Origin of the sequence: Mitsuokella sp. AF21-1AC (assembly GCF_003458855.1) — a bacterium.
Classification (GTDB): Bacteria; Bacillota; Negativicutes; order Selenomonadales; family Selenomonadaceae; genus Mitsuokella.
This window is the reverse complement of sequence record NZ_QRVW01000021.1, coordinates 33588-48733: the sequence shown is the minus strand read 5'-3', so window position 1 is coordinate 48733 and position 15146 is coordinate 33588. Positions and strand designations below refer to the sequence as shown.

The following is a 15146-nucleotide window of genomic DNA, read 5'->3' as shown; positions in this document are numbered from 1 at the left end:
AACTGGGGGTTTTGTCATGCCTAATCGGCGCACAATAAAAATACACCGCCAGAAAACTGACGGTGTATGGATGTTGCGTATGGTTTCAGCCGGGACCTTCGATCCAGGCTTCGGCATCGAGGATGACGTCGGGGTCAGCCTCTGCGACTTTGTAAGCCGAGGCGGGTGTGCCGCGCTGCTTGAGGTGTTCGATGATGATGGCACCATCCTTGCCTTTCTGCTGTGCGCCGGACTTGGCTGTCTGTTGTGGCGCTGTGGTCTTGCCCGTTTTCTTGCTCAGCGGAGAGAAACGGACGGCAGACAGCTGCACAGTGCCGTCCTGGCTGCGGACGAGCCCGTCTGCTTCCTGAAGGCCGTCGCTGTTGATGACGGTGCCGACGAGTTCACGGACACGCCGCTGCGTCGTGATGACGATGGCATTCTCCGCCTGCAGCGCACTGCGGTTCAGGGTATTTTCCTTGGCGAGTTCTCCGTTGACGCTGATGCCGATCTTGCCGGCGACGTCAGCGGACAGGTGGATGTTTTGCGCATCCGCCAGCGTACTGCCGCCCTCAGGGATTGCCCGCAGGGCGATGAGGCCGCCTTCATCCGAGATTTCCTGGCTGGTCAGCGAGACGTTGCCGATATCAGCGGCCAGGTCTGCCTGGTCCACGCCCGGCACGGATACGAGCAGCCGGCGGTCGTAGAGACGCGGGCGCACCGAGGTCAGGGTTCCTGCATCAACACCGGCTTTTTCCACGGACTCAGGCTCGGCGTGAGAGCCATGAACCTTCGTCAGCGGCATGGCGTCGGCTGAAGTCATCGGGCTGGCTGCCAGCAGGGCGAGTCCTACGGCAGCAGCCAGTCGCAGGCTGCGGAAATCAGATATGAACTTGCCCATTGCTTTCACCTTCTTTACTGGAGGTTTGCCTGGAGCAAACTCCTCGGGAGAGGCCCGGAACTGCCTCGCCGTTTATGATCGTGTAGAATGAGATTCGGGGCTGCGGATCAGAAGTAGACGCCGCCGCGGATCCAGAAGTGGCCGCCCGTATGGCTCGTATCGCTCGTGGGTTCTTCCGAGCCGAGCTTCCACGCATAGTCGAGGCGCAGGAACCAGTCTTCCCAGCGGGACCAGATGAGGCCGAGGCCAATGCCCTGGAGGTTGCGATGGTTCTTCGGGTTACCAATGGCATCATTGTCTTTGTTCATCCAGACACCGCCATGCTCGAGATAGGTCGCGAGATGGAGCTGCTGATCCTGTGCGCCGAGCGGCAGGAGCCAGCGCAGTTCGGCACGCGTCAGATAGCCCATGTCGCCCGAAGCTTCACTCGTCGGATAAGCGCGGACGCCATAGGGGCCGCCGAGGGAGAAATGCTCCGAGGAGTCGAGATTGTTGAACGCGTACTGTCCGCGGGCGGAAAGCAGCAGATAGAGACGATTGTTGAAGTTCTGGCGGCGCAGGATGTTGGCACGGATCTTCTGGTAAGTGCCGAGCGTGGTCGGTGATGCATCAAAAGCGCTGAATTCTGCATCATTGCCAATATGGCCCCATTTGTATTCGACGCGCCAATCCGTGGCGCCCTTGCGGTCCTGTTCGTCGCCGTAGAGCGAGAATACGGCGGCATTGCCCGTCTTGTCCGCATACGTCATGTTCAAAGCACGATATTCATCCTGGATATCGCTGTGCTCGTAGCGCAGGCCCGTGTAAAGGTTGTGGCGCTGGCTGCGCTGGATGGCGTAGTCGAGGCCGAGCGAAGCGATGCGGGAATGACCAACGGCGTCGAGGCCTTCGAATTCATCGCCGAGCTGGTACGTCAGCACGTTGTAGCCGGCCGTGAGGCGCATGCCGTCGCGGATGACCGGGATCGTGTAGTTCGCGCCCCAGTTGAAGAGCTCGTTGCCCGTCGTCGTGATGCCGACGGCCAGATGGTCGCCTTCACGTGCGAGGTTCAGGAAGTCGTAATCGAGACCGTATTCGTTGTAGCCGGTCGAGCGGTTGCCGTAGTTGTCGATGGAGAACAGGCCCTGCTTGCCGTTGTGCGGGTTGAGGTCGAGCGTCACATGGACGGTACCGGGGTTCTCGCCCGTCGTCAGCGTCGCCTTGGCGTCAGCACCCGCGAGGTCGGAGAGCAGCCAAACGGCACGCTCGAGGTTTTCCTTCGTCAGGTAGTCGCCTTTCTTGAGGAACTGGATTTCACGCTGGACGGCGCTGTCGTGGATCTTCGTGTTGTTCCGGACGGTAATTCCGTCGAAACGGCCAACCACCACGGAGTACTCCACGACACCACCGGTGATTTTCTGAACAGGCAGATAGGCGTGCGCGGCGATATATCCCTTATCGCGGAAATATTTCGTCAGTGTATCGGCACCATCCTGCAGGTCCTTGAAGGTCAGGAGTTTGCCTTTCTTGTCGGCCAGCAAGGCTTTGAGGGTGTCTTCGCTGTAGATGTCCTGGCCCGTGATCTTGAAATCGTTGACTTGTACTTTGAGGCTTTCCGGCAGATTGAGGCTCGGACGCTGTTCCTGCTCAACGTTGATATCCGCCGACCCCAGCGATACATCGCCCGGCTTGCCGAAGTCATGTTTATTCTGCTGTTCTCCCATCAGAGTACCAGCGTCCGGCGTAGTGGCAGCTTCAACACTTGCAAAATTGGAACCAGCCAAGCCGATAGCCATGGCTGCGGCAATCAATCCCCACTTCTTTCCCATTTTCTTCATAAGACCACTCCTATCGTTCTACTATTCTACACGTATAGCATAACAAGCCCATTAGATTCTGTCCCTGTCGTTTATGACAGGTCAGATGTTTTTCTAATGTAGGATGCCGTTTTCTTAAAAAACGACGCAATAGAAAAAAATTATTTATAGCATAACTTTTTTTGTTCTTTATTCTGCATGCTTACAGAGAAATCCTGCCTCTTTTGCAAAAACAATTGTTTCTACTAAAAATCTCCCGGTTTTCGCCGGGAGATGGCATGAACCGTAATGCTGTTTAGCGAATTACTTACGGCTGGATATTCGTAATGATGCGGCCGAGGCGCGTGCCCGAGAAGAAGTTCCAAGTCCACTTGAGTGCAACCGTGAAGTTGGCATGTGCACCAGCCAGGCGGAGAAGATGGACAAACATCCATGCGCACCAGGCGATGAAGCCCGTCATCTGCGGGTTGATCTTCGTCTTATCGACGACGGCTTCGCCGCGGCCAATCGTGGCCATGGCACCAAGATCCTTGTAGTGGAAGTCTTCGAGGTTCTTGTCGCCGCGAATCAGGCGCATGATATTGTTGAAGGCAATCTGTGCTTCCTGCATGGCAACCGGCGCAACCGTCGGCAGCGGGCGTTCCGTGCCGTGCTGGAAGTGTGCGCAGTCGCCGATGGCAAAGACGTTCTCGCTGCCTTCGACCTGCAGCTTCTCGTTGACGATGATGCGGCCACCGCGGTCAACTTCGCCGCCGCAATCAGCGATGAACGGCACGGCCTTGACACCGGCTGCCCAGATGACGGTGTTCGTCGGAATCGCAGAGCCATCCTTGAGCTTAAGATCCTTGCCATCGTAATCCACGACCTGCGTGCTCAGCATGACATCGACGCCTTTATGGCGCAGGACCTTGACGGCATGCTCGCGGAGGTTCGGCGCGACCATCGGCAGGACGTTCGGCGTAGCCTCGATGAGCTTGACGCTGACTTCGCTGAAGTCGAGATGATGGAATTCTTTTTTCTGGATCTCGATGAGCTCGGAGAGAGCACCGGATTCCTCGATGCCCGTCGGGCCGCCGCCAACGACAACGAACGTCAGCATGCGGCGGCGTTCTTCCGGATCCTTGCTCTTGTTGGCACGCTCGAACATGTGCAGCACGTGGTTGCGGATGTGCAGGGCTTCCTGCAGCGTCTTCATGCCGTAGGAATTTTCCTCAACGCTCTTCATGCCGAAGAAGTTCGTCGTGGCGCCGGCCGAGAGGATAAGGTAATCGTACGGAATCTCGCCATGGTTCGTCTTGACGACCTTGCGGGCCTGATCAACGCCCTGTGCTTTCGCCATAAAGAATTCAACGTTGTTGTTCTTGCGGAAGAACGTGCGGATCGGATAAGCGATTTCGTCCGTGGAGAGGACAGCCGTCGATACCTGATAGAGCAGCGGCTGGAACAGCTGGAAGTTGTGGCGGTCGATGATTGTGACATTTACATCCTGCTTGGCAAAGAGCTTTGCCGCTTTGACGCCGCCAAAGCCTGCACCGACGATTACGATTCTTGGTTTCTGATCTGCCATGATGATTTCCTCCCTAAGATACCGGAACGAGAATGGTGCAGAGTTTGTGAAAGTGAAAACATGAACTTTTATGTCCAAAAAAAAGGGATGATTCCGTAATTCTCTTTCACGCATTCCCGCTACATACACATACACATAGTCATAGAACGTGCTTTTTTTAACTTACTCGGCTAGACGATGGTCTTAACTTGCCTACGGCTATTATCATATCACTTTTCTGATGGTTTTCAAGCCTTTTCTATCATTTTTGCGAAATTTATTATTGTGTACGGGGTTTTTGATACGTTTTTCACTAGTTCCCTCTATGTTCGTCTTTTGTATGCAGTGCGCGTATATAAGGTATACAGGGTTAGGGTTCGATTTTCATGCCAAGGACCTCTTCCGCCCCTTCGGGGCACCTTCTCCGGGGATGCCACCGGCATCCCGCGCTTCGCGCCCGTGCACGGGGCTGCGCCGCATGCAAAAACTCACAGTCAGGCATTGTTCTTTCCCGCCAGCTCAAGGACCTCTTCCGCCCCTTCGGGGCACCTTCCCCGTGCGCGGGGAAGGCTGCGCGCTTTGCAAGGTTTGCAGGTTCTGCCGAAGGGCTCAAGCCCAAAGCCTTCCCCATTGGGGAAGGGGGACCGCGATAGCGGTGGATGAGGTCCTTGAGCTCAATAACGTTTGCGTTTGACGGAGGAGGCGTAGCCGAGCTGTTCGCGGTATTTCATGACGGTGCGGCGCGAGAGGTCGAGGCCCTGGTTCTTGAGCAGGGTGCAGAGTTTCTGGTCGGACAGGGGCTTTTTTGAGTCTTCTTCCTTGATGAGTTTCTCGATGGCGGCCTTGGCCTGGCTGGCGGCGAATTCTTCGCTGCCGGCACCGGGCAGGCGTGCGGTAAAGAAGCTGCGCAGGGCGGCGATGCCGCCGGGCATCTCGACGTATTTGTTGGCCACGGCGCGGCTGACAGTGGATTCGTGGACGCCGATGGCGTCGGCGACTTCCTTCATCGTCATGGGATGCAGGTATGCCCTCCCCTTTTCAAGATAATCGTGCTGACGGCGCACGATTTCCTCGACGACATGGCAGATCGTCTGGCGGCGCTGCTCGATGCTGTTGATGAGCCAAGCTGCTGCATTGAGGCGTTTCGTGATGTACTTACGCGTCGAGGCATCGAAGTTGTCGGCCTGACGGTAGAGTGCCGAAATCTGCAGATGCGGCACGTACTGATCCTCGATCTCGACCTTGTAGCTGCCATCTTCGGCGCGGTGCACGACGACATCGGGCGTGATGGTGACGGGCGAGCCTTCGCCGTACGCGCTGCCCGGCTTCGGGTCGAGGCGGCGCACGATGTCGATGCCGACCTGCACATCGGCCGGACGGCAGTGCTCAGCTGCTGCGATTTCCTTGATGCGGGCCTCGGCCACCTCGTCAAGATGGCGATCGATGATGGCCGCGACGAGCCCTTCATAGATGCCCTGCCGCTTGGCCTGCAGGCGCAAGCATTCCGCCAGGTCACGGGCCGCGACACCAGCGGGATCAAATTCCTGGACGCGCGCGAGGACCTTTTCCACCAAGGCAACATCCGACTGCGTGGCCCGCGCGATTTCCGCCACGGGTACGGTCAGATAGCCCTGGCTGCTGATGGAGCCGACAATGAACGTCGCGATTGCGCGTTCCGCCTCGTCTTTGAAGGTGAAGTTGACCTGTTCGAGCAGTTCATCCTCAAGCGTCGTGTACTGTGGCGCAGCGGCCTCAAAATTCTTTTCTTTATCGTCGACGAAATACCCGGGCTGCTTGCCGTCGCCGCCGAGATAATCGGAGAGCGCGGCAATGCTCGTATCCTGCGGGGCGTCGGGAGCGGCCTGCATCGCCTCGTCGTGGTAATCCATCTCGAGTACGGGATTTTCCAAATATTCTTTTTCAATGGCAGCACGCAATTCCTGTGCCGAAAATTGCAGGATCTGGATGGCCTGCTGCAGCTGCACCGTCATGGACAGGCGCTGGGACAGGTTCATTTGCAAGGACGTTTCGATGGTAAGCCCCTCCTTTCTCACGCTGCGGGATGCACCGTGAATTTCTCAATTCCGAATACGTCAAAGGACGGCTCACAATATCCTTTCTGATATTGTGGCCGTCCTTTGATTATACCGCATATCGGTGTGTTTTTACACCATTATTTTGTCCGATTTATTTCTGGGACATGGCTGCCGCAATGGCTGCACCGAGTCCGGAGCCGCCGTTTTCGAGGACTGTGTCGACGACGGCAGCGTCTTCACCGAGCAGCTCAGAGAGGGCGCGCATGATGTTTTCCTTGGCCAGCGGCATCTTCTCATAGACGGAGCCGTCGATGGCGATGTGCTGCTTCTCAATCTTCTTGTCGCCGGCAAGCTGCCAGATGATGCCGACGTACGTAGCCGTCACGAGGCGTGCCGAACGGACGACGATGGCGCTGGCAAGCTGCTGCACGAGCTCGCAGTCTGCCGTCTCGAGTTCATGGCCCGTCTTGGCTTTGACGATAGCCTTGACCTCTCCGCGCTCCGGCGTCTCATCGAGGATGGTGTTGCTCATGTCGATGCTCGTGAAGCCGTATTTCTTCCCCTGCTCGCCGAGGAGCTCAGCAATGGCCATGCCAAAAAGCTCGCCCATGTAGCGGCCCGAAACCATCTTCTCGAGGCGCTGCTCGCCCGGTTTCTCGGACTGCGCGTCAAATTCCGCGTCGAAACGGTTCGGTGCGAGCTTCATGAAGCCGCCGGATTCGAGGTTCAGGATCATCGGGCGTTCTGCCTGGTCAGCAAACGGCTCGAAGTAGCAGGTGTTGTGGCCCGTCGCATAAATGGAGCCGATGTAGGTGTCGGCCTGCTTATAGGCCGCTGCGAGCAGGACAGCAACGGTGTCGTTGATAACGGCCGTCGGCTCGACGTTGTCGATGCCCTGACGGTGCAGTGCTTCCTTGAGGAGGTCGTTTACGACCTTGCCCTCAACGCCCTTCGTCGCGAATTCCTTCGTCCAGATGATGAGCTTGGCGTTGTAGAGGTTCGTCTGCTCCGACGGGAAGGAGAAGGTGTGCCCGAGCAGGTATTTCGTCGTATGGTCGCCTTCGATGGCCTCGTCAACGAGCTCGGCGATGAAGTCAAACTGCTGCTCTGCCGTCGAGCCCTCGCCGACGAAGTCGTAGACGCCTTCGACGCGCAGCGGCTTGGCAACTTTCTTGAGCACCTCGAATTTGCCGTGGCCGTCGAGGCGGATGCGCAGCACGCGCACGTTCGTGCCGCCGAAATCGAGTGCCAAGTACTCGCCCGTTTCCTCACCCGTGGGCAGGCCGACGTACGATTTGAGCATGCGCAGGGAGGATTCTGCCGGGTCCTGCAGGCCCTTGCGCAGGTCGTAGCGGAAATCGGCTGCAACCTCGTGCAGGCGGCCGCCGTCGACGGTGAATTCGTTGATGATGCTGTCAAACTGATCCTTGTTGAATGCCATGTCAAACTTCCCCTTTTCCAATTGTTTACCCGGTACCCAAAAGATACCCCGATGAACGTTGATCTGGATGTATCAGAATCCCCCTGCGGGGAATATCTTACTCATTTTCGGCAATCTCCTCGAGGTACGCCCAGCGCTCCATGAGGTGGTCGAGCTCTGCAGCCAGGCGTGTCTCCTCGCGGCCGAGCTCAGAAAGTCGCGTGTAGTCGGAGGCGTTCTGCTGCATCTCGAGGCGCACGACCTTGAGCTCGCCTTCCTTGCTGGCAATAACGCCCTCGATTTCTGCATACTCCTTCTGCTCGCTAAAGCTCAGCTTCTTCTTCGCGGCGCGTTCCGGGCGGTCCCGGCGCGCGGCCCTCTCCGCCTCCTCTTTATCACCCGAAGGCTTGGCCGCCTTGGGCGCGGCTTCGGCGCGTGCCGCCTCTTCCTCGGCTTCCCTGGTCTTGTAGTAGCTGTAGCCCCCGGCATACATGCGCAGGCTGCCATCCGGCTGGTAAACGAAGACTTTGTCAGCCAGGCGGTCGACGAAGAAACGGTCGTGCGAGACGAAGAGGATGGCGCCGCTGAAATCGTCGATGAACGATTCGAGCACGGACATCGTCTCGAGGTCGAGATCGTTCGTCGGCTCATCGAGCAGCAGCACGTTTGGCTCCTCCATGAGAATGCGCAGGAGGTAGAGGCGGCGCTTCTCACCGCCTGACAGGCGGGCGATTGGCGTCCACTGCAGGCTGCCCGGGAACAGGAAGCGTTCCATGAGCTCGCTCGCGGAGATGCGCGACCCATCGGCCAGCGTGATGGCGCGCGCGGCCTCCTGGATGTACTCGATGGCCCGCAGGCGCTCATCCATCTTGACGGCACGCTGCGTGAAGTAGCCGATTTTGACAGTCTGGCCAATGGTGACCGTGCCGCTCGTCGGCTGGCGGCGTCCGGCGAAGAGGTCCAGGAGCGTCGTCTTGCCCGTGCCGTTGCGGCCGAGGATGGCCACACGGTCATGGCGCAGCACCGTGTAGGAAAAATCTCTGACGATGGTGCGCCCGCCCGCCTCGTACGTCACGTGGTCGAGCTCGATGACGGTACGGCCGAGGCGGCTGCCCGCGAGACCGATTTCCACCGTGCTGCGGTCAAGGTCGACCTTCCTGTTCTTGACTTCCTCGTAGCGCTCGATGCGGGCTTTCTGCTTCGTCGAGCGGGCCTGAGCGCCGCGGCGCAGCCACTTGAGCTCGTTGCGCAGGAAGTTCTGACGCTTCTGCTCGCTGGCCGTCTCGCGCTCGATGCGCGCTTCCTTCTGTTCGAGGAACGAGGTGTAATTGCCCGTATACGTATAGGCAGTGCCCTTGTCGAGCTCGAGGATCTTCGTGGCCGTATTGTCGAGAAAATAGCGGTCGTGCGTGACCATGAGCAGGGCGCCTTTCTGCGCCTTGAGGTATTCCTCGAGCCAGGCGATTGTCTCGCTGTCGAGATGGTTGGTCGGCTCGTCGAGCAGCAGCAGATCGCAGGGCTGGATGAGCGCCGTCGCGAGAGCCAGGCGTTTCTGCTGGCCGCCTGAGAGCGTCCCCACCTTCGCCGTGTAATCGCCGATGCCGAGCTTCGTCAGGACGGTCTTGGCCGTGCTCTCAACCTGCCAGCCGTCAAGCGCGTCGATCTTTTCGGCATACTGCATGATGCGGCGCTGCACATCCTCGTCATCGGGCGCCTTGGCTGCGGCCGAGAGAGCCAGCTCATAGCCGCGCAGGGCATCCATCAGCGGCGTCATGCCGCGAAAGACCTCCATGAGCACGGTGTTCTCGGGCTCAAAGACCTTGTCCTGCGCGAGGTACTCGATGCGCAGGCCGCGCATGGTGACCATCGTGCCGTCGTCGACGGGCACGAGGCCTGCAATGGCCTTGAGAAAGGTTGATTTGCCCGTGCCGTTGATGCCGACGATGCCGACCTTGTCGCCCTCATCCATGCTGAGGTTGACGCCGGAAAACAGGCATTTCTCCCCGTAGCTCTTGGTGAAATTTTCAAGGGTTATAATCATGCTTCTCTTCCTATTCGTATCCGACGTTGTATTTATTATAACGTCTTTTTATCAAGAATCATAGTACAGGAGATGAAACGATATACAATCGTTCGAATCCTTACGAACAACAAACAAGCCGCCGCACGAAAAAGGTGCAGCGGCCCGCCTGACGGCAGCAGAGCGCCCGTACGCCCCGGCTGCCGTCAGCAATATCAGAAGGTCAGACGATCTCGTCATGTTCTTCCTTGAGGTCCTGGCCGAGATGGATGAGCACGCGCGTGATGCGCACGCCGTCAATTTCCTCGACGTAGAAGGTGTTGCCGCCGCTTGCGGCCATCTGGCCGACGCGCGGAGCCGTGCCGATCTGATCGTAGAGCCAGCCACCCACGGAGTCGACGTCTTCATCTTCAATGCAGACCTCCAGAATATCGTCGAGTTCCTCGAGAAGCATCTTGGCGTCGACGGAGAAAACGCGGCGGCCACGGCGCTCAGCCGTCGGACGCTCTTCATCGAACTCGTCCTGGATGTCGCCGACGATTTCCTCGACGATATCCTCGATGGTCACCATGCCCGAAGTGCCGCCGTACTCATCGACGACAATGGCCATCTGCGAGCGCTGCTTCTGCATGGTCTTGAGCAGCACGCTGACATCCATGCTTTCCGGCACGACGAGAGCCTTGCGGGCCAGGCGGCGCAGATTGGGCTTGCGGCCTTCCGCCATGACCTTCATGAGGTCCTTGACGTGCAGGAAGCCGACGATGTGGTCCTTGTCCTCGTGACAGATTGGGTAACGCGTGAGCTGTTCCTCAAGGATGGTCTTGAGATTTTCCTCCATGGTATCTTCGAGGTAAACGCAGACCATGTCCGTGCGCGGCGTCATGATTTCGCGCACATTGAGATCCGTGAAATCAAAGACATTGTCGACAAAGTCAACTTCGGTATCATCGATGAGGCCCTTGCGATGACTTTCCTCCATGAGCAGGCGGATTTCCTCCTCGGTGTGTGCCTCCTCACCTTCCGAGGCCACCTCAAAGCCCAGCTGGCGTGCCACCCAGTTGGCCACATGGTTGAGCAGCCAGACGAAGGGATACATGACGCGATGGAAAATGAGCATCGGCAGCGCCACCGTCAGCATGATTTTCTCGACATTCTGGATGGCCATGGTCTTTGGCGTGAGCTCACCGAGGATGATGTGCATAGCCGTGATGATGGAAAATGCCACTGCCAGTGAGACCGTGTGACCAATGGTGTCGTCAAGGCCGAAGAAGCGCGTGACAGGCAGGATCAGCGTCGCGACGGCCGGTTCGCCGACCCAGCCCAAGCCCAGCGAAGCCAGCGTGATGCCGAGCTGCGTCACGGAAAGCGAGGCGTCGAGATGATCCGTGAGGCGCTTGGCGTATTTGGCCTGGCGGCTGCCTTCCTGGATGAGCGTCTCAAGGCGCGAGGGCCGGATCTTGACGCAGGAAAACTCCGCGGCCACGAAAAAGCCATTCATGAAAATCAAGAAGAGCACGAGTAAAAGCTGAAATAATATGGGGACAATGTCCACGATTCAAGAACCTCCTATAAATCAATGCGAATGCTGCGGTCTGGGCTTGGACTTTGGCTGCTTCTTCACAGCCTTTGCTGCCTTGCCGGCCGGGGATTTCTGGCGCGGCAGCCGCTCGAAATGGATGCCCAGCTTACGTTCGAGCTGTTCGAGCTTGTAAGCCTCTTTCAGGTCAATCAGGGTGATGACGGCGCCCGTCGCGCCGGCTCTGGCCGTGCGGCCCGCGCGGTGCTGGTAGACCTGCGCGCTTTCCGGCAGATCGAGGTTGATGACGTAGTCGATCTGCGGAATGTCGAGGCCGCGCGCCGCGAGATCGGTCGAGAGCAGAAGCTGTGCCGCCCCCTTTCTGAAGTCGGCGATGGCCGACTGACGGGCCTGCTTGCCGTCGCGGCCGAGCAGGGATTCGACGCGCAGGCCCTCGTAGCGGAGCTTCGCGAGCGTCTGCTCCGCGGCAAACGTCTTGTTGATGAAGACGAGGCCGCGCTTGATGGGCAGCGTGCGCGTGAGCTTGCGCAGCCGCTCTATTTTCTCGCGGAAGGGTACGGTGACGAAGTAGTGCTCGCAGGCGGCAAGGCCGGCGGCATCCTGCTCCACCCGGATTTCCACGGGGCTGCCGAGGAAAGAGGCACGATCGCGCGCTTTTTTCGGCGCCGTCGCCGAAACCATCGCGACCTGGCGTTCTGCCGGCAGCAGCTTGACAACATCGGCCGTGCTTTCGGCATTCTGGTCATCGAGCAGCCGGTCGAATTCGTCGAGGACGAGGAAGCGAATGCCACCGAGCTTGAGCTTGCCCTTGTGCGCAAGCTCGAGGATGCGGCCGGCGGAGCCGACGATGAGCTGCGGCTTTTCCTTGAGCTTGTCAATCTGGCGCGCGATGTTGGCGCCGCCGATGAGCCCCTGGATCTTGAGGCCGAGAGACGCGTCTGCGTTCAGCTGGCGCGCTTCGCCGGCAATCTGCATGGCGAGCTCATACGTCGGCGCGAGGATCAGGGCCTGCGCTTCGCGGCGGCTGGCCTCGAGCCCCATGAGGATGGGCAGCAGGTAAGCAAGCGTCTTGCCCGTGCCTGTCGGAGCCTGTCCGATGATATCATGGCCGGCCAGAAGCTCGGGGATGGCTTTTTCTTGGATGGGCGTCGGCGCCGCAATGCCTTTGGCCGCCAGTGCGGCGGCCAGGGATTCAGCGATACCGAGGTCTTGAAAACTGGTCATAAAAACTCCTTTTATCCGTTACTTGACTTAAATCTTGTCCATGGACCTCTTCCACCGCTGACGCGGTCCCCCTTCTCCCTGCGGAGAGAAGGCTGGAGCTCGCGCCCTTCGGTAGAGCGTACGAATGTAGCAAGTCGCGCAGCCTTCCCCGCGCACGGGGAAGGTGCCCCGAAGGGGCGGAAGAGGTCCAGGACCTCAGTTCAAAGAAGAGGTCTGCCCTTTTCGTCGTCGAAGGTGGCGGTGCAGCGAGGGTAATTCGAGCAGCCCCAGAAGACACCGTTGCGGCCCTGGATGCGGCGCAGGTGACCTTCGCGGCAGCGCGGGCACAAGTATTTCTTCTCCTTCGCCTCTGCGCCTTCCTTCTGCAGATGCTCCATCGGGCTCGCGGAAAACTTCGGCTTGTCGCTCCAGGAAGACGGCGCCTGACGGCGTTCCGGCACGTAGCTGGCCATGTCGGCAGCCAGATTGGCCTCGTAGTCCGCCGCGGAAAAGAGCTGGTTGAGCGCCGCGATCTCATCGCCGACCGAAACGGAACGTTCTTCATTGCGGTAAACGGCAGCGGGCTGTGCCGGCCGGTACGGGGCAGCTCCCGGCGAAGCATTTTCTGCAGCACCGGCCGCCATGTCGCGCGGCGCACGTGCGAGGCGGCGTTTGGCATCTTCAAGATCCGGCTTGCCGTTCTTGTCGTTGCAGGTCATGCGGCACTTCGGATAATTCGAGCAGCCCCAGAAGAGGCCGTTGCGTCCCTTGCGCTGCAGCAGGACGCCCTTGTGGCAGCGCGGGCAGATATTTTCGCCCGTGACCTTGATTTCCGCCTGATAGGCCTTCTGGCAGAGGGTGCGTGTAAAGTCAATCTGTCCCTTGAGGAACTCCTCGAGCGTCCCCTCTCCTTCCGACATGGAATGCAGCTTATCCTCCCAGATAGCCGTGGAATCGGGGTACGTCATCTCATCCGGCAGGGCATCGACGAGGAGATACGCGGCCGGCGTCGGCACGAGGTACTTTTTCTTTCCCTGTGTCTTCATGAATTTGCGCCGGATGAGGTCGTCGATGATCGTCGCGCGCGTGGCTTCCGTGCCGATGCCATAGACATCCTTGAGCTGTTTCTTGGCCTCGGGATTCTTGACGTATTTATGGATTTCCTTCATGCCGGCCAGGAGCGACGAAGGCGTGAAGCGCACGGGCGGCTTCGTGACGCGGCTGACGATGCGGCCGCGTTTCCAGCTGGCCGGGTCGTGCTTCTTCATGGCAGGCAGCGTCTTGCCCGACTCGTCATCCTTCTCCTCCTTGTCATCCTTGTCGTCGTCATCGGCTTCCTGGCGCCGCTTTGACTGATACATGACTTTCCAGCCGAGATCGCGCTCCGTACGGCCGCTGGCCGTGAAGAGCTCATCCTTGTAGGTGACCTCGACTTTCGTCTGGTCATACGTATGCACGGGATAGAACTGCGCGATGTAGCCGCGGCCGATCAGGTGGTAGAGATTGCGCTCCTCCTCCGTCATCTTCGTGACATCGGCCTGCACCGTCGTCGGAATGATGGCATGATGTGCCGAAATCTTCTTGTCGTTCCAGGCCCGGCTTTTCTGCTGCGGCTTCGCGGCCGGCACCCACGCGGCGAGTTCGGAATCGCCGGCCTTTGAGAGGTGCGAGAGGATTTTTGCCGCATCGCCGTGCTGGTTCAGCGGCAGGTATTCGCAGTCGGAGCGCGGGTACGTCGTGAGTTTCTTCTCGTAGAGTTTCTGCGCGGTATCGAGGACGAGCTGCGGTGCGTAGCCGTACATCTTGCCGGCGAGGACCTGCAGCGTCGACAGAGAGAACGGCAGCGGCTGCGGCTCCTGCTTCTTTGCCTTCTGGTAAGCTGTGATCTCACCGTCATGCGGTGCCGCGGAAAATTCCCTGAGCTTCGTTTCGGCGAGGGACTTGTCGATGAGGCGGTTCTCGCTGTCGAGGCCAGCCATCGTGTCCTTCGGCTTCCACTGCGCCGTAAAGCTGCCGTTCTCATGCTGGAATGTCGCCTTGATGTTGTAGTAGTCAACGGGCTTGAAATGTTCGATCTCGCGCTCGCGGCGCACGACGAGCGAAAGCGTCGGCGTCTTGACGCGGCCGATGGGCAGCACGAGGCCCTCGTGTCCGGCACGGCGTGCAGCCAGCGTGTAGGCACGCGAGAGATTCATGCCGATGAGCCAGTCCGCCCGCGCGCGGGCCAGTGCCGACTGCTTGAGGTTAAAGAAATCCTTGTTGTCCCGCAGATGCGCGTTGGCCTTCTTGATGCTCGTCTCATCAAGGGCATTCAGGAGGATGCGCCGCACGGGCTTCTTGTTCCCGAGATAGTCGAGGACTTCGTCGACGAGCAGCTGGCCTTCGCGGTCCGGATCGCCGCCATGGACGATCTCATCGGCCTTCGCGATGAGGGATTTGACGATACCGAACTGCTTCTCGCAGTCCTTGTCCACGTAAAGTTTCCACTGAGCGGGAATGATGGGCAAGTCTTCGGCCCGCCAGCGCTTGTACTTCGGGTCGTATTCCTCCGGCTCCGCCTGACGCAGGATATGGCCGAAGAGCCAGGTGACGACACCGTCCTGGGTCGTCAGATAGCCGTCATGGCGTGCAACGGGCCCCCTCAGGCATTTGGCCAGTTCCCGGCCCACACTCGGTTTCTCGGCAATATATAAACGCAATGTATCTGG

General features: G+C 59.0%; 9 protein-coding genes. All 9 read right to left on the bottom strand.

Going from position 1 to position 15146, the window contains the following annotated elements; translation table 11 throughout:
- Positions 1-85 precede the first annotated feature (85 nt).
- The gene (locus tag DWX75_RS08560) at positions 86-880 is read right to left on the bottom strand and encodes a hypothetical protein (protein WP_118015913.1); all 795 of its coding nucleotides are present in this window, start codon (positions 878-880) and stop codon (positions 86-88) included.
- Between the two features lie 107 nt (positions 881-987).
- The gene (locus tag DWX75_RS08555; protein ID WP_233519543.1) at positions 988-2697 is read right to left on the bottom strand and encodes a ShlB/FhaC/HecB family hemolysin secretion/activation protein; all 1710 of its coding nucleotides are present in this window, start codon (positions 2695-2697) and stop codon (positions 988-990) included.
- A gap of 286 nt (positions 2698-2983) precedes the next feature.
- Positions 2984-4243 carry an NAD(P)/FAD-dependent oxidoreductase gene (locus DWX75_RS08550; RefSeq protein ID WP_118015912.1) on the bottom strand — a complete coding sequence of 420 codons (1260 nt, stop codon included), beginning with the start codon at positions 4241-4243 and terminating at the stop codon, positions 2984-2986.
- A 653-nt stretch (positions 4244-4896) separates the two neighbouring features.
- Positions 4897-6237, bottom strand: a complete 1341-nt coding sequence (gene rpoN / locus DWX75_RS08545; RefSeq protein WP_118015911.1) for an RNA polymerase factor sigma-54 — start codon at positions 6235-6237, stop codon at positions 4897-4899.
- Positions 6238-6409: 172 nt separating this feature from the next.
- Positions 6410-7699 (bottom strand): hexokinase family protein, encoded by a 1290-nt coding sequence (locus tag DWX75_RS08540; RefSeq protein ID WP_118015910.1) that lies wholly within the window; start codon positions 7697-7699, stop codon positions 6410-6412.
- Positions 7700-7796: 97 nt separating this feature from the next.
- Entirely contained in the window at positions 7797-9719 is a 1923-nt protein-coding gene (locus DWX75_RS08535) for an ABC-F family ATP-binding cassette domain-containing protein (RefSeq protein WP_118015909.1), read from the bottom strand.
- 202 nt (positions 9720-9921) lie between these two features.
- Positions 9922-11250 carry a hemolysin family protein gene (locus tag DWX75_RS08530; protein WP_118015908.1) on the bottom strand — a complete coding sequence of 443 codons (1329 nt, stop codon included), beginning with the start codon at positions 11248-11250 and terminating at the stop codon, positions 9922-9924.
- A 21-nt stretch (positions 11251-11271) separates the two neighbouring features.
- Positions 11272-12459: a DEAD/DEAH box helicase gene (locus tag DWX75_RS08525; protein WP_118015907.1), complete on the bottom strand. Its 1188-nt coding sequence runs from the start codon at positions 12457-12459 to the stop codon at positions 11272-11274.
- A gap of 200 nt (positions 12460-12659) precedes the next feature.
- A complete protein-coding gene (locus DWX75_RS08520) occupies positions 12660-15137 on the bottom strand; it encodes a DNA topoisomerase 3 (RefSeq protein ID WP_118015906.1) in 2478 nt (825 codons plus the stop codon).
- Positions 15138-15146: the final 9 nt, after the last annotated feature.

What these genes read in the sequence shown, in the direction of transcription:
- DWX75_RS08550 (WP_118015912.1), bottom strand. Translation starts at nt 4,243, where the DNA reads ATGGCAGATCAGAAACCAAGAATCGTAATCGTCGGTGCAGGCTTTGGC.
- DWX75_RS08525 (WP_118015907.1), bottom strand. Translation starts at nt 12,459, where the DNA reads ATGACCAGTTTTCAAGACCTCGGTATCGCTGAATCCCTGGCCGCCGCA.
- DWX75_RS08535 (WP_118015909.1), bottom strand. Translation starts at nt 9,719, where the DNA reads ATGATTATAACCCTTGAAAATTTCACCAAGAGCTACGGGGAGAAATGC.
- DWX75_RS08560 (WP_118015913.1), bottom strand. Translation starts at nt 880, where the DNA reads ATGGGCAAGTTCATATCTGATTTCCGCAGCCTGCGACTGGCTGCTGCC.
- DWX75_RS08540 (WP_118015910.1), bottom strand. Translation starts at nt 7,699, where the DNA reads ATGGCATTCAACAAGGATCAGTTTGACAGCATCATCAACGAATTCACC.
- rpoN (WP_118015911.1), bottom strand. Translation starts at nt 6,237, where the DNA reads ATGAACCTGTCCCAGCGCCTGTCCATGACGGTGCAGCTGCAGCAGGCC.
- DWX75_RS08555 (WP_233519543.1), bottom strand. Translation starts at nt 2,697, where the DNA reads ATGAAGAAAATGGGAAAGAAGTGGGGATTGATTGCCGCAGCCATGGCT.